This window comes from Campylobacter sp. CH278, from assembly GCF_004378845.1.
Taxonomy (GTDB): domain Bacteria; phylum Campylobacterota; class Campylobacteria; order Campylobacterales; family Campylobacteraceae; genus Campylobacter_D; species Campylobacter_D jejuni.
In genome coordinates, this window is the sequence record NZ_RYXZ01000003.1 from 173421 (window position 1) to 193104 (window position 19684).

21 protein-coding genes are annotated in these 19684 nt (G+C 30.1%); 7 read left to right on the forward strand and 14 right to left on the reverse strand.

Annotated features, from left to right (window positions below):
* Positions 1-50: 50 nt before the first annotated feature.
* Genes ELQ04_RS03780 through murF form a run of 6 tightly spaced genes read left to right on the forward strand, consistent with a single transcriptional unit; the run spans position 51 to position 5911 of the window.
* Positions 51-1910 (forward strand): flagellar assembly protein A, encoded by a 1860-nt coding sequence (locus ELQ04_RS03780; RefSeq protein WP_002938085.1) that lies wholly within the window; start codon positions 51-53, stop codon positions 1908-1910.
* Positions 1886-2437 carry a Holliday junction branch migration protein RuvA gene (gene ruvA, locus ELQ04_RS03785; RefSeq protein ID WP_044778119.1) on the forward strand — a complete coding sequence of 184 codons (552 nt, stop codon included), beginning with the start codon at positions 1886-1888 and terminating at the stop codon, positions 2435-2437. Before ELQ04_RS03780 ends, ruvA begins: the two co-directional genes overlap by 25 nt.
* Before the next feature lie 9 nt (positions 2438-2446).
* Complete coding sequence (locus ELQ04_RS03790; protein ID WP_002938081.1) at positions 2447-3487, forward strand: D-alanine--D-alanine ligase; 1041 nt, start codon at positions 2447-2449, stop codon at positions 3485-3487.
* Between the two features lie 59 nt (positions 3488-3546).
* The gene (locus ELQ04_RS03795) at positions 3547-3762 is read left to right on the forward strand and encodes a type II toxin-antitoxin system Phd/YefM family antitoxin (RefSeq protein ID WP_002852622.1); all 216 of its coding nucleotides are present in this window, start codon (positions 3547-3549) and stop codon (positions 3760-3762) included.
* A 1-nt stretch (position 3763) separates the two neighbouring features.
* Positions 3764-4483: an alpha/beta hydrolase gene (locus ELQ04_RS03800; RefSeq protein ID WP_044778120.1), complete on the forward strand. Its 720-nt coding sequence runs from the start codon at positions 3764-3766 to the stop codon at positions 4481-4483.
* Positions 4484-5911, forward strand: coding sequence for a UDP-N-acetylmuramoyl-tripeptide--D-alanyl-D-alanine ligase (gene murF, locus ELQ04_RS03805; RefSeq protein ID WP_044778121.1), 1428 nt, complete (start codon positions 4484-4486; stop codon positions 5909-5911).
* A gap of 60 nt (positions 5912-5971) precedes the next feature.
* On the opposite strand, the gene ELQ04_RS03810 is transcribed toward murF, so the two are convergent.
* The 3 genes from ELQ04_RS03810 to ELQ04_RS03820 all read right to left on the reverse strand — a co-directional run bounded on the left by ELQ04_RS03810 (position 5972) and on the right by ELQ04_RS03820 (position 9249).
* Positions 5972-7249, reverse strand: coding sequence for a hypothetical protein (locus ELQ04_RS03810; RefSeq protein ID WP_044778122.1), 1278 nt, complete (start codon positions 7247-7249; stop codon positions 5972-5974).
* Positions 7250-7347: 98 nt separating this feature from the next.
* Positions 7348-8367, reverse strand: a complete 1020-nt coding sequence (gene flgS, locus ELQ04_RS03815) for a fla regulon two-component system sensor histidine kinase FlgS (RefSeq protein ID WP_002859823.1) — start codon at positions 8365-8367, stop codon at positions 7348-7350.
* 3 nt (positions 8368-8370) lie between these two features.
* Positions 8371-9249: a DUF234 domain-containing protein gene (locus ELQ04_RS03820; RefSeq protein WP_079264683.1), complete on the reverse strand. Its 879-nt coding sequence runs from the start codon at positions 9247-9249 to the stop codon at positions 8371-8373.
* Positions 9250-9284: 35 nt separating this feature from the next.
* On the opposite strand from ELQ04_RS03820, the gene ELQ04_RS03825 reads away from it, so the two are divergent.
* Complete coding sequence (locus ELQ04_RS03825; RefSeq protein WP_079263773.1) at positions 9285-10559, forward strand: aminotransferase class V-fold PLP-dependent enzyme; 1275 nt, start codon at positions 9285-9287, stop codon at positions 10557-10559.
* Here the strand turns inward: ELQ04_RS03825 and purU are convergent.
* The 11 genes from purU to napA form a co-directional block, all read right to left on the reverse strand.
* On the reverse strand, positions 10556-11380 hold the full coding sequence (gene purU, locus ELQ04_RS03830; protein WP_002852510.1) for a formyltetrahydrofolate deformylase: 825 nt from the start codon (positions 11378-11380) through the stop codon (positions 10556-10558). The genes ELQ04_RS03825 and purU overlap by 4 nt on opposite strands.
* Positions 11381-12496, reverse strand: a complete 1116-nt coding sequence (locus tag ELQ04_RS03835; protein ID WP_032595211.1) for a CCA tRNA nucleotidyltransferase — start codon at positions 12494-12496, stop codon at positions 11381-11383.
* On the reverse strand, positions 12465-12956 hold the full coding sequence (locus ELQ04_RS03840; protein WP_002938420.1) for a hypothetical protein: 492 nt from the start codon (positions 12954-12956) through the stop codon (positions 12465-12467). The genes ELQ04_RS03835 and ELQ04_RS03840 overlap by 32 nt, the downstream gene beginning before the upstream one ends.
* Positions 12953-13198 carry a tetratricopeptide repeat protein gene (locus tag ELQ04_RS03845; RefSeq protein WP_002856910.1) on the reverse strand — a complete coding sequence of 82 codons (246 nt, stop codon included), beginning with the start codon at positions 13196-13198 and terminating at the stop codon, positions 12953-12955. The genes ELQ04_RS03840 and ELQ04_RS03845 overlap by 4 nt, the downstream gene beginning before the upstream one ends.
* A gap of 81 nt (positions 13199-13279) precedes the next feature.
* Positions 13280-13453 (reverse strand): Sec-independent protein translocase subunit TatA2, encoded by a 174-nt coding sequence (tatA2, locus tag ELQ04_RS03850; protein WP_002852615.1) that lies wholly within the window; start codon positions 13451-13453, stop codon positions 13280-13282.
* A gap of 14 nt (positions 13454-13467) precedes the next feature.
* Positions 13468-13806 (reverse strand): chaperone NapD, encoded by a 339-nt coding sequence (locus ELQ04_RS03855; RefSeq protein ID WP_002938423.1) that lies wholly within the window; start codon positions 13804-13806, stop codon positions 13468-13470.
* Positions 13799-14713 (reverse strand): WD40 repeat domain-containing protein, encoded by a 915-nt coding sequence (locus ELQ04_RS03860; RefSeq protein ID WP_002938424.1) that lies wholly within the window; start codon positions 14711-14713, stop codon positions 13799-13801. The genes ELQ04_RS03855 and ELQ04_RS03860 overlap by 8 nt, the downstream gene beginning before the upstream one ends.
* 4 nt (positions 14714-14717) lie before the next feature.
* A complete protein-coding gene (locus ELQ04_RS03865) occupies positions 14718-15242 on the reverse strand; it encodes a nitrate reductase cytochrome c-type subunit (RefSeq protein WP_072227270.1) in 525 nt (174 codons plus the stop codon).
* Positions 15239-16021: a quinol dehydrogenase ferredoxin subunit NapH gene (gene napH / locus ELQ04_RS03870; RefSeq protein WP_074470854.1), complete on the reverse strand. Its 783-nt coding sequence runs from the start codon at positions 16019-16021 to the stop codon at positions 15239-15241. Before napH ends, ELQ04_RS03865 begins: the two co-directional genes overlap by 4 nt.
* A complete protein-coding gene (gene napG / locus ELQ04_RS03875; RefSeq protein ID WP_002859812.1) occupies positions 16018-16758 on the reverse strand; it encodes a ferredoxin-type protein NapG in 741 nt (246 codons plus the stop codon). The genes napH and napG overlap by 4 nt, the downstream gene beginning before the upstream one ends.
* A 17-nt stretch (positions 16759-16775) precedes the next feature.
* Positions 16776-19550, reverse strand: a complete 2775-nt coding sequence (gene napA, locus ELQ04_RS03880; RefSeq protein ID WP_002852404.1) for a periplasmic nitrate reductase subunit alpha — start codon at positions 19548-19550, stop codon at positions 16776-16778.
* Positions 19551-19684: the final 134 nt, after the last annotated feature.

Below are 19684 nucleotides of genomic sequence, written 5' to 3' on the forward strand. Positions count from 1 at the left end.
ATTAAAAATTGACTATAATTACATTCTTAATTTTTTACAAGGGGAAAGTTTTGACTTTGGATGAAAAAATTATTGCCTATACAGAAAATCCAGCTCGAGAGCTTTTAAGCGTAGCTTCACAAACAAACCTTAGCTTAAATGAGCTTGATTTTAGTTTATTGGCATTTTCTACACAATATCGTTTTGGAGAATTAGAATGGGAAAAAATCTCTGAAAAAGAATTAACTCTTTTTGATAAAGATGAAATTTTTTTAAAAAATGATCTTCAAATCAAGCAAGAATACAAAATAGAAATTTTCCACGGCATAAACCAAAGCAAAGCATCTCAAGCAGTCAAACTGGTTGCGAATAAAAATTTAACCAAAATAATTGCTCAAATTGATTTTGCAAATTTAGACTTTCATGAAAAACTAGCACTAGAACTTTTGCAAAATATTTATAAAAAGATGTTGAAACTTAAATTTTTAATAGGTATCCGCATTTTTGATTTTAAGAAAAATTTAGTGTCTTTTTGCAACCAACATAAAAATACCCCTTTAAATAAAACTATACAAATCACCGTTGCACAAGGTATTGATCCTATAGAAAGTCAAGATGAATCCCTGATCTTGACTTATAAAGAAAAAACCAAAAACTACACTATCGATGAAAAACGCTCAGGTATTATTGTTGTTGATGAAAATGAAGTTGTTTTAAAACACGTCAAATTTAAACAAGGTAAAGAAGGAAAAGACTTAAATTTACACACCTTAAAAGTTTTAGCCGCAAATGAAAATAAAGTTAAATTTTCTTGTTCTTCGGCTTTTAAACAAGTAGAGCAAGATGGATACACAGAATATATAGCTTTAAAAAAAGGTTATGTAGTACAAGATGGTGAAAAATTTGATATCGCCAATGAACTAGATTTTAATGGGGTAGATTTTAAAAATATAGGGATTATAAGAGCTGGACTAGACAAAAATGTCAAAATCAATATAAAATTTCTTTCAGAAGTAAAAGATGCTGTAAATTCTGGCGTTGGGATAGAATGTGAAGAATTAAATGTAGTCGGAAGCGTAGGAAGCAACACTCAACTTAATGCCGCTAAAATGAAAATTGAAGGCACTACACACTCTAAAGCCAAAATTCAAGCCAAACAAGCCTATATAAAAACTCATAGAGGATTTGCAGAAGCCGAAATTTTAAATATAGATTTGCTCGAAGGTGGAACAGTCAAAGCTAAAGAAGTAAGAATTAAACAAAGCCTAGGTGGAAATATACAAGCTGATAAAATTTATATAGAAAATTTAGAAAGTAATAATTCTTGTGTGTTTTTTGAAAACACCACAATAGAACGCATTAACGGGGATAACAATAAATTTCATGCTAAAATTAAAACTCTTGATAAAAATTATGATGAAGAATTTGCGATTTTAGGAGAGCAAATTTCTAAGTTAAATCATAAAATGAATAAAATAAGACAATACATTTTATCAAGTAAAAATGGAATTTTAAGTGTTGAAAAAAAGATAACAGAACTTAAAAATCAAGGTCAAAATGTTCCTATACAATACGAAAAAGCCCTAAAAGATTTCTCTTTACAAAATCTTGAATTAAATAAACTACAAAATGAAGAAAAAGAACTTCTTGAACGCAAAAAATCTTTACAATTAGAATTAATCAATTTGCAAAAAATGCTTTTTGAAGCAACTTTTATAAATAAAAGTGGCAAATGGACTGATATGAATGAGGTCAAATTTTCACTTCTAGAGCCCAAAGAAGATATTTTTTACTCTTCATTTATTAATGAAAGTGCTAAATTTATAAGCATTAAAAAAGTCATACAAAACAACCAAGAAAGTATAGAAATACATAAAAAATTAGATTATGAAGAAAAGGATATAGCATGGTTGTCGGCATCGAAGGAATAATCACAAAAAAAGAACCTACTTTTATCATTGTAAAATGTGCTAGTGGTTTAAGCTATGGGATATTTATTTCGCTTTTTTGTTCTGCTAAAATTCAAACTCAAGAAAAGCACGAGTTTTTTATTACTCAAATCATCAAAGAAGATTCTAATAAATTTTATGGCTTCTTGGATAAGGACGAGCAAAAAATGTTTGAAATGCTTTTAAAAGTCAATGGAGTGGGTGCAAATACTGCTATGGCGGTATGCTCTAGTCTTGATGTAAATTCTTTTTACAAAGCGTTAAGTTTAAGCGATGAAAGTGCGCTTAAAAAAGTACCTGGTATAGGTCCAAAAAGTGCAAAACGCATTATAGTAGAACTTTCAGATACAAAAACCAAACTTGAAAATGTGAGTGATGATAAAAGCGAAGCCTTAGCCGCACTTCTTACTCTAGGCTTTAAACAAGAAAAAATCATAAGTGTTTTAGCAAGCGCTCAAGCAACAAGCACAAGCGAACTCATCAAAGAAGCTCTTAAAAAACTAGGATAAAGGAATAAAATGAAATTTGCAATACTTTTTGGCGGAAATTCTTATGAACACGAGATCAGTATAGTAAGTGCTGTGGTGCTTAAAAAAGTTATCAATCAAAATTTAGAATTTATTTTTTGCGATGAAGAAAGAAGATTTTATCATATCCCAAGTGAAAAAATGAATTCTAAAACTTTTAGCACCAAAGCTTATAAAAAAGAAAAAGAACTCTTCATTAAACAAGGAGGTTTTTTTAGCAAAGGTTTTTTAAAAGAAAATAAACTAGAGTGCGAATACGTGATCAATCTTATCCATGGTAGAGATGGAGAAGATGGAAAAATTGCGGCTTTATTTGAGTTTTATTCTATTAAATTTATAGGACCTAGACTTGAAGCTAGTGTATTATCTTTTAACAAAGAACTTACCAAACTTTATGCCAAAAGCGTTGGAGTAAAAACACTTGATTATACCATGCTAAGAAAAAATCAAAACTCTAAAGAAAAGCTTAATTTTCCTTGCATTATCAAACCTGCAAGACTTGGAAGTAGTATAGGTATTAGCATAGTAAAAGATGAAAAAGATTTAGAATACGCCAAAGATGTAGGTTTTGAATTTGATAATGATCTTGTGGTAGAAGAATTTAAAAACAATATCAAAGAATACAATCTTGCAGGATGCATGATCAATGATGAGTTTGTTTTTTCCATCATAGAAGAGCCAAAGAAAAAAGAATTTTTAGACTTTGAACAAAAATATCTTAGCTTTTCAGGACACAATGAGCTTATAGAAGCAAATTTAAGCGAAGAATTAAAAGAAAAACTCAAAGATAGTTTTAAAAAGATCTACAATCCTTTGTTTAAAGGTGCTTTAATACGCTGCGATTTTTTTATACTGGATAATGAAGTATATTTAAATGAAATCAACCCAAACCCTGGTTCTTTGGCTAATTATCTTTTTAAAGATTTTAATACCACTTTAAACGCTTTAGCTGATCAAATTTCACTTGAAAAAATGATAAAAATCAACTACAACTTCCTTCACTCCATCAATGGACAAAAAGGAAAATTATAAGCTTTTAAGTCAAAATACGCTAAATTATACATAAAATTTAGCGTATTTTAGGAAGAAGAATGCTCTCTTTTAAACAAGATGAAATTTACACTGCCACCGAGGTGGTAAGAAATTTTAGTCCCATTATGGAAAAACTCAAAAAAAGTGAAAGTGGAAAAATAGTTATTTTAAAAAATAACAAATTTGAAGCTGTAATGCTTAGTATGAAAGAATTTGAACGCTTACAAAATGCCATGCAACTTTTAGAAAATATCTACAAAAATCAAAAGGCTTAAAATGGCTCAAACTCAACTTTCTTATAAAAACAAAACTTATCAAATTTCTTATGAAATTTTAGGTGATCTTTCCTTGCCGCAAATACTTATCTTACACGGCTGGGGAGCTAATAAAGAACTTATGAAACAAAGTTTTTGCCCTTTTTTAAAAGATTTTTGTCAAATTTATATGGATTTGGCAGGTTTTGGAAATTCAAGCGTGGAAGAAATTTTAAACACTCAAGATTATGCCAATATCACAGAACTTTTTTTAAAACAAAAAAAACTCAATGTCTGTTTTTTCATGGGGCATTCTTTTGGTGGAAAAGTAAGCACCCTGCTCGCAAAGGAAAAAGACACCCTAATCTTACTTTCAAGTGCAGGAATTTTAGCTAAAAAATCCCTAAAAGTGCGTTTTAAAATCCGTATTTTTAAAATTTTAAAACTCTTTGGTTTGGGAAAATTTTATCGCTATTTTGCTAGTAAAGATGGAGCAAATCTTAGTCCTATGATGTATGAAACCTTTAAAAGGGTTGTTGATGAGGATTTTAGTGAAATTTTTGCCAAGCAAAAGGCTAAAAGCTTGATTTTTTGGGGAAAAAGCGATGAAGCTACGCCTTTGTATTGTGGCGAGAAAATGCATCAATTTTTAAAAAATAGTACTTTTTATCCTTTAGAGGGGGATCATTTTTTCTTTTTAAAACATTCTGCTTTCATTGCTCAAAAAATTAAGGAAATTTAAATGCTTATCAATACTCTTTATTTTATCAATTCTTTATTTTTTAATTTTTGTATAGCTTTTTATCTTATGAGTGCTTTACAATGGTATTCTTATAAATTTAAACGCGTGTTTTTTCATTATCATAAACCTTTGTGGCATTTGTATTTTTTATTTATTCCTTATTTTTTATTCTTAGCTTTTCCTTTATACTCTTTGGCATATTTTGCATTGATCCATACTCCGATTTTGTATTTTTGGAACAAAGGTATAGATAAAAAGCTTGTTTTTACAAGTAAGGTTAAATGGTTTTTTGTTTTTGTTTTTGTTTATAATGCTATTTTTGCTATACTTGCTTTGCGTTTTTCTTTTCTTTTTAATCTTTTTAGCCTTCCTTTTGCTTTATTTAGTCTTAAAATTTATGAGTTTTTTACAAATTTATATTATAAAAAACAAGCCAAAGCCAAACTAAGAGCCAATGAAAATTTAAAAATCATACTCATTACCGCAAGTTTTGGAAAAACAAGTATTAAAAATTTTTTATACGAACTTTTAAAAGATGACTTTAAAAGCTACAAAACACCACGCTCTGTCAATACCTTGCTAGGTATAGTTGCTGATATCAATACCAATTTAAGTCAAGATACTCAAATTTACATAGCTGAAGCAGGTGCTAGACTTAAAGGCGATATTGATGAAATCACTCGTTTTTTACAACCTCACATCAGCATAGTAGGAGAGATAGGCAATGCACATTTAGAGTATTTTAAAAGTGTTGAAAATATCCGATCAACCAAACTTGAAGCCTTAAATTCCAAAAGACTAGAAAAGGCTTTTTTACACTCTAGCACCCAAAAAGAAGAAGATAAACTCATCAGCCTTTATGATGATAAATTAAGTCTTATTCATTCAAGTCTTGAAGGTTTAGAATTTAAAATCGATATAGAAAATAAATCCTATGATTTTAAAAGTCAAATTTTAGGGGATTTTAACGCGCAAAATCTTTGTGTTTGTATACTTTGTGCTCATTATCTTGGTATAAAACTAGAAAAAATTCAAAAGCAAGTTTTAAATATAAACTCCGTAGAACATCGCTTGCAAGTGCTTTCAAGAGAGCCTAAATTTATCATAGATGATGGTTTTAATGGAAATTTTAAAGGTATGAGCACAAGCTATGAACTTTGTAAAAGCTATAAAGGACGCAAAGTTTTAGTAAGTCCTGGTATAGTGGAAGTAAGCGAAGAAGAAAATATAAAACTTGCTAAAATCATTAATGAGTGTTTTGATCTTGCTATCATTAGCGCACAAATCAATGCTGAAATTTTCAAAAAAGAGTTAAAAATAAAAACCATTATACTTAAAGAAAAAAGCCAGCTAGTTCAAACTCTAGCTAAAGAAACAAAAAACGGAGATTTAATACTCTTTTCAAACGATGCGCCTAGCTTTATGTGATTCGCATAAGTATTTGCAAATGTCATCATATTTTTAATTTGACTTCGTGCAAATACTTCCTTAAACCCTAGTTTGTTCTAAAAGATTATTGAGTCTATCCGCTATAGAATCAGCAAAAGAATTTATACTTTCACTACTTGCTTTCCAACCATTAGCTTTTGCTTGATGAAATTCTCTATCAAAAGAGATTCCACTGCCTACGTATACATTTTGCCATTTAACTCCTTTTTCCATTGCATAAATACCTGCATCAAGCCAGCCATCTTGTGCATAACCTTTTAATAAACTTGCAAAATCAACTTTTCCTGTCATGATGTCGTCTAAGGAAACGCTAAAAGAAGGATTTGCTTTCATTTCTAGCTCAAGTTTTGCTTCACGAACTTTTGCTTCAGGACTAAAAACAACTTGATTTGGAGATGGAAAAGGCGGATAGGATTTTAAAAAACTCATAAATAAAGCTTCTTTAGAATAATTTCCATCTTCATTTTGTGGATAAACTGACATATCAGGATTAAATTCACCTTCATTTGAAGGTCCTTGCTCCATGCTTTGTGGAGAAAAGTCAAGTTTCATAAGGTTCATATCCAAATTCATAGTAGAATATTTAATCGCTTGTGCTTCGTGAAATTGTTCCGCATTAAATATATTTTTTACAATTTTTTCTTTGTTTTCATTACGACCATAATTTAGTCCTTTTGGTAATTGTTCCAAATCTGCTTCACTAAAGCTTGTTTTATCATTTGGAAATGCACTTATTACTTGATTAAAGCTATTATAATAGGATTTAACAATAGAAGCCATATCAAAACTATCATAATAGTTTCCGCTAGTTTCATCAGCCATACCATGTTGATTAAATCTCTCTATCTCATCCAAAGTAGATTTATGTATCTTAAAATCTTCAGGTAATCCTGCGGCTTTGTTAAAATCACTTCCCATATAACCATCTTTATCTACACTATAACCATAGGCTGTATCAGTGCTTAAATCTACTTGTTTATATTTTAGAGTATAAATAGAGTTTTTAAATTCACTTGATATATCATAATTAGGAGAATTTGTTTTAGTAGCATTATTAATACTAAGGTTAGTATTACTACTATTTGATATATTAGTAGAATTTGAATTATTGCTTAATGCATTGTTGTTACTTAATATTTCACTTCTTGCTAGAGTTTGTGAATTTTTACTTTCTATATCACTTAACTTGCTGGCATTTTGTTTTAAAAAAGCATTAGCAAAACTTATTTTAGAATTTTCTTTACTTTCTTTATTAGCTTTACTTTGTGAAAGTATAGAACCATAGTTTGAGTTATCATTGATGCTAAAGATACTCATATTAATTCCTTAATTTAGATTTTTCTGCCTTCAACCTAAATATATTAAAATAATATAAGCAAGATCTGTTCCGTTTTGAGGTGAAAAGAAAATATTTATCACACCAAAGGTAAGGTAAAATAAAAATTCTTAGGATCGCTTTGAAAACTTAACTCTCCCTTATGAGCGTTTATGATTTCTTTAGAAAGAGACAAGCCAAGCCCATTGCCTTTAAGTTTTGTTGTTTTAAAAGCTTCAAAAACCAATTTCTCATCTTTTATTTCACAACCATTATCATACACTCTGATGCATATTTTTTCATTATCACAACTTGCTAAAATTTTAATCATAGGCTTTTCACATTCGCTTTCTTCTATCGCATCAATAGCATTATAAATCAAATTTTGCAAAACCAAACCAAGAAGAGCTTTATCAGCACAAATCTGCTTATCCAAAAAAGATATTTCAAAGTCTATTTGAGAAGTGAAATTATAAGAGTTAATGGCACTTTCACACTCTTCTTTTAACTCTAAAAGATTAAAATTTAAAGCATTGATGTGCACACCCTTAGTAAAAAGTAAAGTTGAATTTACGATACGCTCTACTCTAGCAATAGCCTTTTGGATTTCAAGAACTATATGCTTATTTTTAAGCTCACTACGAGCAAAAAGGGTTGAAGCAAGTAAAGATATAGATCCAATAGGATTTCTTATCTCATGTGCCAAATGAGCCGCTACACTACCCATGCTTGCAAGCCTTTCATTGCGTTTTTCATCGCTAATATCTGTAGCTGAAACTATAGTTTTTTCATTATGTGCTATGATTTTTACCGCATAAAACCTACCTTCAAATTCAAGCTCATCGCGAATTTTATCAAGACTAATAATACTAAGTAATTTTGGATTTTTCAAGGCTTCTTGATTTTGTAAAATAATATTTTTTTCTTTATCTAAAATCCAAAGCGCACTAGGCAACACCTCTATAATCTCATCAACCATTGCGCGTAAGGAATTATAGTTTTCATTTAAAGTTTTGTATTCATTTTCTATTACATAAGTTTGTTCTATAAGACTTTCTAAGCCTTTTTGTAGGGTTTCTTTTTCATTTGAGTCTAAACTTTTTAAAATACTTTCATTCATTTATCATTCCTCTAATAAAATCTTAAAATCATTCAAATCAAGTAAAAGCAAATTCTGTTCGTATATTTTATCAAATTCCTTGCTAAAACCATTTTTTGAGATTATAATGTAATAATTTGGAGCCAAATTTAAAGACTTTGCTTTTGATTTTAAAAGATTTAAAATATTTTTACAAATTTTTTTATTTTTAAATTTAACCTCTCCGACAAAACACAAATTTTCATCTTGATAATAAAGATCAAGTTCTAAATTCTTATCCCAGTAACTTTGCACTCCATTGATATTGAATTTTTTCTCAAGCAATTCTCTAGAAAGTTGTTCAAAACAAAAACTTTGATAAAGTTCAAATTTTTCTTTAATGCATTCTAAAACTTCTTTATAACGATTTTGCAAAATAAGCTTTTCATTGGGCTTTAAAAAATAAAAAAAGAAACGAGTAAAATGATTGCTAAATATAATCTTATCTTGGACAACATAAGATCTTAGTTCTTTTTTGATTTTTTGTCTTTTATCTTTTATTTTTTTGGCTTCCTTACTATACTCAAGTTTTATTATACCTGTTTCTAAAAGATATTTAAGTGTAGATAAAGCTTTAAAATGCTGAATTTTTCTATTGATAGAAAAACGCTTGCGATTGTTTTTAGCTAGTAAAGTAAGAGCGTAAGAACTTGTTTCATCCAAGGCGAAATAACTTTTAATTTTTAGATAATCATCAAGCAAAATTCGCTCTATATTTGTAAATACATCGTCTTCAAAATTTAAAATGTTTAATTTTTCAAAACCTTCAAACACACTATAAAAATCAAAAAGCTTACTTAAAGACAAATTCTTATGCAAATCTACAAAGTTCTTAAATTTTATATTTTTCCTTTTATAAAGCATTTTTATAGTATAATTTTAGCAAATTTTTATAAGGATTGTATTTGCAAATTTCAGATTTAAAAAAAGAATTGATCTTAAAAAAAGGTATTTTGCATTTTGACTTCACAGCAAGTGCTTTAGCTCTAAAATGCGTAGAAAAAGAAATTTCAAAAATTCTCCCAACCTATGCAAATACACATTCTGATAGCTCTTTAAATTCTTTTAAAACTCAACAAATTTACGAACAAGCAAGAAAAGATATAAAAAAAAGTTTATCATTAGATGAAAATTTTGCCCTTATAGCCTGCGGAACAGGATCAAGCAGTGCTATTAAAAAATTTCAAGAATTGATCGGCATTTACATTCCTCCTCTTGTAAAAGAAAGATATTTTACGCAAATTGATAAAAATACTTTACCTTTAGTTATCGTAGGGCCTTATGAGCATCATTCTAATGAACTTTCATTTCGAGAAGGCTTATGTGAATGTATTAGAATTCCCTTAGATAAAAATGGAGAAATTGATTTTGATTTTCTAGAAAAAACTTTACAAAAAAATAAAAAAAGAAAAATAATCGCTAGCTTTTCTTTAGCTTCAAATGTTACTGGGATATTAAGTGATTACAAACGCATTTCTGAAATGGTTCGTAAATTTAAAGGGATAGTTGCTTTTGATGCATCTAGTTTCATTCCTTATAAAAACATATCTTGTCAATACTATGATGCGTTGTTTATAAGTTCTCATAAATTAATCGGTGGCATTGGCGGTTCTGGACTTTTAGCCATCAAAAAAGATCTTTGTGGAAACAAGCCTAGCTTTGCAGCAGGTGGAACTGTGGGCTATGTTTCTCGCACTTCACAATGCTACCTTTGCAATGAAGAAGCTTTAGAAGAAGGAGGAACACCTGGAATTTTACAACTCATTCGCGCTAGCTTAGCTTTTAAAATCAAAGATTCTATAGGGATTAAAAATATAGAAAAAAAAGAAGAAATTCTAAAAGATTATTTTTTTAAAAAACTAAAAACTATACCTAATTTAATTTTATACGCAAAGAATTTAAAAACCCGATTGCCTATTTTTGCTTTCAATATCAAAGGAATTTCTCCTTTTGATATCGCTTACGAACTTAGCAAAAAATACCACATAGAAACACGCGCTGGATGTGCTTGTGCTGGGCCTTATGGTCATGATTTGCTAGGCTTAAAAGATAATCAAAAACTTAAAACAAAACCAGGTTGGTTAAGAATAAGCTTGCATTATACGCATGAAAAAGAGGATATTGATTATTTTTTTAATGCTTTAAATAAAACTATAATAAAATTATCGCATTAAAATATTATAGTTTTATTATTATGTATAAAAATTCTATCTTCAAAAGCCAAATCAAGTGCTTTTGAAAGAACATCTTTTTCTATATTTCTACCTGCTTGTTGCATATCTTGCCAAGTAAATTCATGGTTTACAGGCGAAACAGCTTGAGTGATAATAGGACCTTCATCAAGATTATTATTTACAAAATGTGCCGTAGCTCCAATTATTTTAACCCCTCTTTCAAAAGCTTGTTTATAAGGATTTGCTCCTATAAATGCAGGTAAGAAAGAATGGTGAATATTTATAATCTTACCTTCAAAATGCCTAACAAAATCAGGAGATAAAATTCGCATATATTTTGCCAAAACCAAATAATCAAATTTATATTGTTCAAGACATTTTAAAATCTGATTTTCTTGCTCTTTACGATCTAAATTTTCAGCACTGATAAAATGATAAGGAATTTCAAATTTCTCAACTAAATCCTTTAAAGAGTTGTGATTTGAAATCACAGCTTTGATATTTGCTTCAAGTTCGTTACTATAATGCTTTATTAGCAAATCTCCCAAACAATGACTTTCTTTAGTAGCAAAAACAACAATATCTTTTTTTCTCTTCTCGCAAAGCTCTATCAAGGCTTCTTGTCCAAGCATAGCCTCAAGCGTTCCTATAAAAGCTTCTTTATCAAATTCACCTTCTAAAAGAGCACGAAAAAAAAACATTCCTTCGCCTACAAATTCATCGTTTTTTACTATATTGATATGATATTTAAAAATAACATCAGAAATTCTATAGATTAAACCTTTTTGATCTTTGGTACAAATTTTTAATACAGAAATCATTTAACCAAACCTTTTTATATATTCTTTTAATTCATTCTCTCTTGCTTCTTGAAGCTTTAAACCAAGAATTTTACCACAAAATCCAGCATTTATGAAATCTTTTGCTAAAATTTTACTTTCAAACTTATTCTCATAAAGCCTTAATCTTTTAGCTTGTTCAATACGCTTTTTACTCCAAAGTCCAAGCCACTCCTTCAAAGGCATTTCAAAAGCAATTTTTGCTAGTTCAAAATCACTTATATCATCAAGATAAAAAGCTTGATTTGCGTATTTTAGGTATTCTTTTTTAAGTTTAGTTCTTTTAAAAAATATATCTTTTTCTAAATTAAAAAAATTCAAATACAAATACAAAAATAAAGCATCGCTTGTTACAAATTCTCTACTTTGTCTGAGTAAATTTTGAAATTCCAAACTCTTAAAAATACTCTCAAAGCCGAAAATCTGTTTTTCTAAGTCAAGTTCTTGCAAATATCTATAGCCAACATCAAGTCTAGGGCTTTTAAAGAATTTATAAAGCTCCGCATTGATCCTATCTTTGCTAAGATCAGTTATATCCATACTTTGCATCAATTTCAAGCTTTCACTAGTTATCTTAAAGTTAAACCTTGAGGCAAATACTACCGCTCTTAATACTCTTAAACTATCCTCTTGAAAGCTTTGTTTGTCAATATATCTTAAAAAGCCTGTTCCTAGATCTTTTAATCCTCCATAAAAATCTAAAAACTCATCATTAAAAAGATTAATCATCATAGAATTTATGGTAAAATCGCGTCTTTTGGCGCCAAGTTTTTCATCATTGCAAATTTGAACTTCAAAACCTTTATGTCCATAGCTTATTTTGTTTTCGGTTCTAGCAAGAGCTAAATCATAATTTTTAAACTTGTACACAAAAAAACTTCTTCCAAAGCCTTGTGCGCCCAATTTTTGCATAATCTTTTCAAAATCTTTAGGTTTTATATCATAAAGCTCTATATCATAGTCGCAAATTTTTAAACCTAAAAACAAATCTCTAACGCTACCTCCAACCAAATACGCTCGTTTAGTATAAGGCTTTAAAAACTCAGCAATAAACTGTAAATCGGGATTATTTTTTAAGCTTATCTTCGATATTTGCAAGTAAAAACTCTAAAAAATTTATGGTCAAGTTTAACCTATTTTCAAGATCATCTTTTTTTATGCTATTTAAACCTTCAAAAAGAACTAAAATTCTCTCTCTAAGATGTTTTAAAAAAATATCCTCATTAAGTGTTTGAACCTCTGGCATAACACTAGGATTTAAATTTTCACTTTGTAAAAAAGGCTCTTCTTTTTTAAACTCTTTATTTTTATGAGTAGAAATTTCAATATTATTTTGTACTTTTTGCTCTTCTTCAAATTTTGCCATAGAAATTTTATCTTCTAAGTCTTGCGGAGTATCAAGCTCTTCGCATACAAACTCCATAGGTGGTAATTCATCTTTTATTTCAGTTTTTCTATTTAATTCTTGCTCTTTTAAAATTTCATTTTGTCTTCTTTGCTCTTCCATGATAGAGCTAACTTCGCTAATAGTTTTTTTGGCTAAATCTTCCAAATTCATATTTTTATCAACCACCTTTTAAATTCATTAATTTCTTCATCGCTTTTCATATTAATAAAAAAATCCAACATTTGAGTGTTTAAATCTTTATGCTTGGATCTAAAACCACTAAGACGACGAACCGCATCGATAGCGTTTTGGTTATCCGGATCTTCTTTTAAGATATTTTTATAAATTTCCAAAGCTTCATCTTTTAACCCTTGAGCCTCATAGATAGAAGCTTCAGTGACTGTATTTTTCATTACTATTTCCTAAAATTTTTCTTTAATTCTAGCAAAAAGCTTTTTAATTTATCTTTAAGAAAATAATATGATTTTTAATGTCTATTTTGTTTTAAACAATTTTTCTATATATTCTTTTTTTTCTTTCTCTAAACTAGAATTTAATTCTTTTTGTTCTTTTTTAACTTGCACTTTTAAATCTTGATTTTTAAAATACACATAATCAATTCCAAAAATAACACCAATTATAATAAGCAATGGGATTAAAAATACCATATATACTTTACACTTTAAGAAAATTGATTAAATACACTACCATAGTAGCGAATATTCTCAGCATTTTCATTTTTTTCTATCGTTTCTATTGCGCCGCTATTGATTGCTTTTTGGATATCATCATTTAAATCTTGATAAGAAAAAACCATATTAATACTGACAATATTTGGCAATTTCTCAAGCATTTTATAAGAATTTAATTCATCTTCTAAATTTTCACTTTCAATCGCAACTATAATCTTTTCATTTTCACAAAGTTCTACAGAACAAAAAGGAATTTCAGATATAGCCTTTTTTAAATCATTTATATATTCTTCTTTTGCTAAAATCAAAACACTAGAAAGATTATTCATCAATACTCCTAAACATTATACTATCACCAAAGCCTGAAACGATAAAATCTTTATTGTTTAAAAAAATAATAAACTCACTCATCAAATTTTCATTATTAAAAGTTTTAACAGACTTAAAATCACTTGTGCTAAAAACTTCACTAATTCCAGCTTCATTATCGCTATAAACAGCCAATTCTCCATTAGGACTTAAAGCACAAGCATATATCAAAAAATCTTTTTGTAAAAAATTTTGTTCTTCATTTTTTACAACTCCTATGCGCCTATCCGTTCCACAACTTAAAATAACATTATTTTTAAAATCTACTTGATAGATATTATCTTTATGTATTTTATCATAGTTCTTTAACATCTTCCAATTTTTCAAATCAAAAAGTTCCACTTCGCCACTCTCAAAACCTGCAACTAGCCTACTCTTATCTTCGTTTAAAGCTGCATCATTAAGACTAGAATGGGAAAAATTAAATTTTTTTATATTCTTTAAGCTTTTATCAATCAATTCTATTTCAGAACCGATAGAAATCAAAAGATAAGTATTTTCATTGATAAAAAATGCTTTTATTATGCTATTTTCTTCGAGCTTTTTGATTTGTAAATTTTCCTTATAAAAACTTAAATTTTTAGCACCAAAATCACCCTCGCTAAGTATTAAAAGTGTATGTTTAAAAATATCAATGTTGTAAATTTTAGCAAAATCATCACCATAATAATTTTTAATCTTTGGCAAAGATAAAAGTTCTTTTAAACTTTTATCTTTAATGTTATATTGCAAAATTTCACCTTTATCAGTGCCTATATATAAGTTTTGCTTATCAAGCTTTAAAGCTGTTATATTGGCATTTAATTTCAGCTCATAAGCATAAGACAAAACACAAAAAAGACTCAAAATAAAAAGAAATTTTTTCATTTATTTACTTTACACCCTCATTAATCACATCAATTAAATTTGAACGACTTTTTAATTGTTCATTTTTAAATTCAGGTTTAAAGCTATTTCCCACTAAAGGTTTTGCATCACTTTGTGGAACATGACACTGAGTGCAATTAAAACGACTATCGCTAATCACATCTCCTGTGGTTTTATTGTGTCTAAAATCATAATAATGACTAGCAGGAAGTGGAGTTGCACCAGCATCTGCTGCTATAGCCTTATCATGGCAGCTTAAGCACATATTGTTATCTTTAGTTATAGGTAACAAATCTTCAATAGCATGCGGAATTAATGGTGGTGCATTTTCATAAGAACGCTCAAAACGAGTAGATTCCCCAGGTTGTAAAGTTGTGAAATTTGCTTCCACTAAATTTACTTTATTTTCATTTTCTAAACTTGCTTTTCTAAGTCCAATTTGTTCCGAACTTACCCCACTATTCATTGCACAAGCAGCAAAAAATACCACTGCAGCACTTCCTAATAAAACCAATTTCTTCTTCATTATTTATTCCTTAAATCAAAAATATTAAAATTCAAAGCATCATCATTACAAACTTCTATACATCTTGCACACCTTATACACTCTCCTGATTTCACGCTAGTACTTTCTTTTCCAACCATCCACAAAACCTGTTTTTCAGGACAAATACGGATACATTCATAACATTTAGTGCATTTATCACTATCATGCTTTATTTTAAGCAAAGCAAAACGAGAAATAAAAGCATAAAAAGCTCCTAGTGGACAAAAATGTGAACAAATTGCCCTAGGACTTAAAAAAGTATCGATACAAAAAAGTATAAAGGCTACAAAAATCCAAGAACTTGTAGCAAAAATAATCCCTCTATGTATCATTCCTATATAAGAAAAACTTTCAAACACAGGCAATGAAAATACAAAAGAAAGGACTAAAACCAAGACCAATACAAAATAGCGTAAATTTTTAGGCAAAATTAAAAATTTATTATTAAGGGTTAATTTATTTCGCACAAAAGCAGCAAAATCTGTGATTAAATTAACAGGACAAACCCAAGAGCAAAAAACCCTTCCTAAAAGCAAACCATAGATAAAAAATATAATCAAAGCTCCTATTAAAGCCACTAAATCTATACTCCAGCTTGCTAGAATGATTTGCAAAACCGCAAAAGGATCGCTTAAAGGTATGGTATTAAAAAGTCTAGAAGAACTTAAATTTCCCTGCAAGATAAAATCTGTAGCTTTAAAACTAAAAAGCGCTAAAATTCCAAGCTGAACGATGCGTCTAGCAATTAAATACTTCATCACAGTTCTCCATCATTTAAATAATTGGTTGCTTTTTTAGCATCAAAATGTTTTGAAGTATCTGCATTTTTTATACGACCTTCATCTTTTTCATCCCAACCTTTTACATAATGAGATCCTGCTTTTCCCAATACATACTCCCTTGGCAAAACACGAATGGCCGGTTTTTCAGTAATACAAGCAAGTTCACAAAGCCCACAACCTACACACACTTCATGATCCACACTAGGTAGTAAAAAAGCGTGCTTGGCGGTGCGTTCATTGCGTTTAAGCTCAAGTTTTAAAGCCCTATCTATCAAAGGACAAGCTCTATAACAAGCATCGCATTGAATTCCCCAGTGTGCCACACAAGAAGCACTATCAACAATAGCAATACCCATTTTCAAAGATTCTATACCCTGCTCTAAATGCTTTTTATCTAAAGCATCAGTTGGACATTCTCTAATGCAAGGAATATCCTTACAAAGATAGCAAGGAATTTCTCTTGCCTTAAAAAAAGGCGTGCCATTTTTTGGACTATCTAACAAGCTAGCAAGCTTTAAAGTATCATAAGGACAGGCTTTTACACAAAGCCCACAACGAATACATTTGCTTAAAAATCTAGCTTCATCTTCAGCCCCAGGAGGACGCAAGGTATAATTATCATCGGCTTTTAAAGCCAAATTAGCCAAAAATCCACCTCCTGTACATAAACATGCAGCCTTAAAAGCACTAACAAAAAATTCTCTTCTACCTTTCATTTAATCAAAACCCTAAATTAAGCCTTATAAATTTTTACAGCGCATTTTTTAAAGTCAGTTTGTTTTGAAAGTGGACAAGTCGCATCCAAAGTAACTTTATTGATATATACATTCTCATCAAACCACGGCACATACACAAGTCCTACAGGCGGTTTGTTTCTTCCGCGCATATCTACTCTTGCTTTTACTTTACCGCGACGAGATTCCACCCAAACCAAATCACCTTGATTTAAGCCTAATTTCTCTCCATCTTTCTCACTCATATAGCAAAGTGCTTCAGGCACAGCGCGATAAAGCTCAGGCACACGCATAGTCATAGTTCCACTATGCCAATGCTCTAAAACCCTTCCTGTTGCAAGCCAGAATGGATACTCTTTACTTGGTCTTTCAGGTGCTTTCATAAATGGCCTAAAGAAAATTTTAGCCTTATTTTTAATACTGTGCTCTTTTTCATCTTTAGGAGCTATTAAATCCCCATTTGTAAGCATTTTGTTAAAATCACCATAAAAAGCAAAATCTGAATTTGGAGCCGCTTTTTTAGCATAATAATCAAATTTAGTATTAAATCTCCACTGTGTTTCCTTGCCATTAACCACAGGCCATCTTAAACCCCTTACTTTATGATAGGTATCAAAATCCGCTAAATCATGTCCGTGCCCTAAGCCAAATTTACGATATTCTTCCCAAAGATATTTTTGAACGAAAAAGCCATAGCCTGTAAATTCTTTTCCATCACTGCCTTGAATTTTTCTCTCATCACCTTTAACATCGGTATTATCAAAGCCTTTTGCGATGGCATCGTTTGGATTAAAGCTTTTTGCTTCTTTATTGGCAAATAGCACATCAAAAAGTGTATCATCTTCGCTATAACCCATAGCTTTTGCCTCTTCTAAAACGCTTGGCAAGGTAAGCTTATTATCCACTTTTTGCTCTTTCCAAACTTCTTTAAGCTTAAAGCGTTTTGCAAATTCTAAAATTTGCCAAGTATCACTCATGGCAGCACCTACAGGTAAGACTTGTTGTTTCCAATGTTGAGTTCTTCTTTCAGCATTACCATAAGCACCCCATTTTTCATAAATCATAGCGCTTGGTAAAATAAGATCAGCTACTTTTGCTGAAATTCCAGGATAACAATCACTTACAACAATAAAATTATCCATTTCTCTTGCTGCTGCAATCCAGTGATTTGCATTTGCAGTGTTTTGCCATGGATTATTCACTTGCACCCATGCAAATTTAATTTTTCCATCTTCTAAATCTCTCATGATATTAAGATAAGGAGAACCTGGTTTTGGGTTGATAGTCTTTGCAGGAACTTTCCAAATTTTTTCAGAAATTTCTCTGTGTTTTGGATTGGCTACAACCATATCTGCAGGCAAACGATGTGAGAAAGTTCCTACTTCCCTAGCTGTTCCACAGGCACTTGGCTGTCCTGTTAAAGAAAAGGCTCCACTACCTGGTTTAGCTTGCTTTCCTAGCAAAAAATGTACCATATAAGCTTGTTCATTTACCCAAGAACCTCTTGTGTGTTGATTAAAGCCCATAGTCCAAAAACTTACGACTTTGCGATTTTTCTCTATGTAAAGATTAGCTAATTCTTGAAGTTTTTTCTTAAAATCTTCCAAAGACTCATTATCATCACCTTTGGCTACTCTTGCAGTGTATTCTAAAGTATAAGGGGCTAAACCTTTTTTAAATTCGTCAAAAGAAATTTCCCAGTTTTTATCAGCCACACCTTGATGTTTCATTTCAAATTTATCACCCGCTTTAACGCCAAGATAAGATAAAGAAGTAGCCTCTTCATCGTCTAAAGTGATTACATTTTCTTTTTCAACCGTATCTTTTTCACTTTCTTTAAATTTTGGATGATTTGGATTATTTCTCATACCATAACCAATATCAGCATAACCAGTTGCAAATACGCAGTGATCTTTGATAAATTTCATATCCATAGCCTCTGGATGATTATAAACAATCTCTCTTGCTATGTAATTCCAAATAGCCAAATCTGTATTTGGTTTAAAAATAATTTCAATATCAGCAATATTTGAAGTACGGTTAGAAAAAGTGCTTAGATTAACAACTTTAACCTTATCAAGATTACTTAGTTTTCTATCACTTACTCTTGACCAAAGGATTGGGTGCATTTCAGCCATATTAGCTCCCCAAGTGATAATAGTATCTGTAAGCTCTATATCATCATAACAGCCTGATGGCTCATCTACACCAAAAGTTTGCATAAAACCAACCACTGCAGAGGCCATACAATGTCTTGCATTTGGATCGATATTATTTGTTCTAAAACCCGCTTTTGCAAGCTTTAAAGCAGCATAACCTTCTTGGATAGTGTATTGCCCACTACCAAAAATCCCTATACCTGTAACGCCGAGTTCATTGTAAGCTTTTTTAAATTGTTTTTCCATTTCATCAAAGGCTCTTTGCCAAGAAACTTGTTGAAATTTGCCTTTTTTATCAAATTCGCCTTTTTCATTCATGCGAAGCAAAGGCATAACAAGACGATCTTCACCATACATGATCTTAGCATTAAAATAACCTTTGATACAATTAAGTCCGCGATTTACGGGTGCTGCAGGATCACCTTTTGTTGCTACGATTTTGCCATCTTTTCTAGCTATCATAATTCCACAGCCAGTTCCACAAAATCTACAAACAGCTTTATCCCATTTCCAATCTTCTTCTTGCGCGCCAAGCATAGAGCTTGGAACACTAAGCCCTGCAACACTAGCAGCACTTGCAATAGCGGTATTTTTAATAAAATCCCTTCTATTCATCCTTATTCCTCCAAAATAAAAAAATCATCTTATTATAAAAAATGAAGTATAAAAATCTCTTGAAATTTTAATAAAAATAATAATTTTAAAGCTCTATTTTATAGGAGTTTTATTGTCCTTTTTATATTATTCTT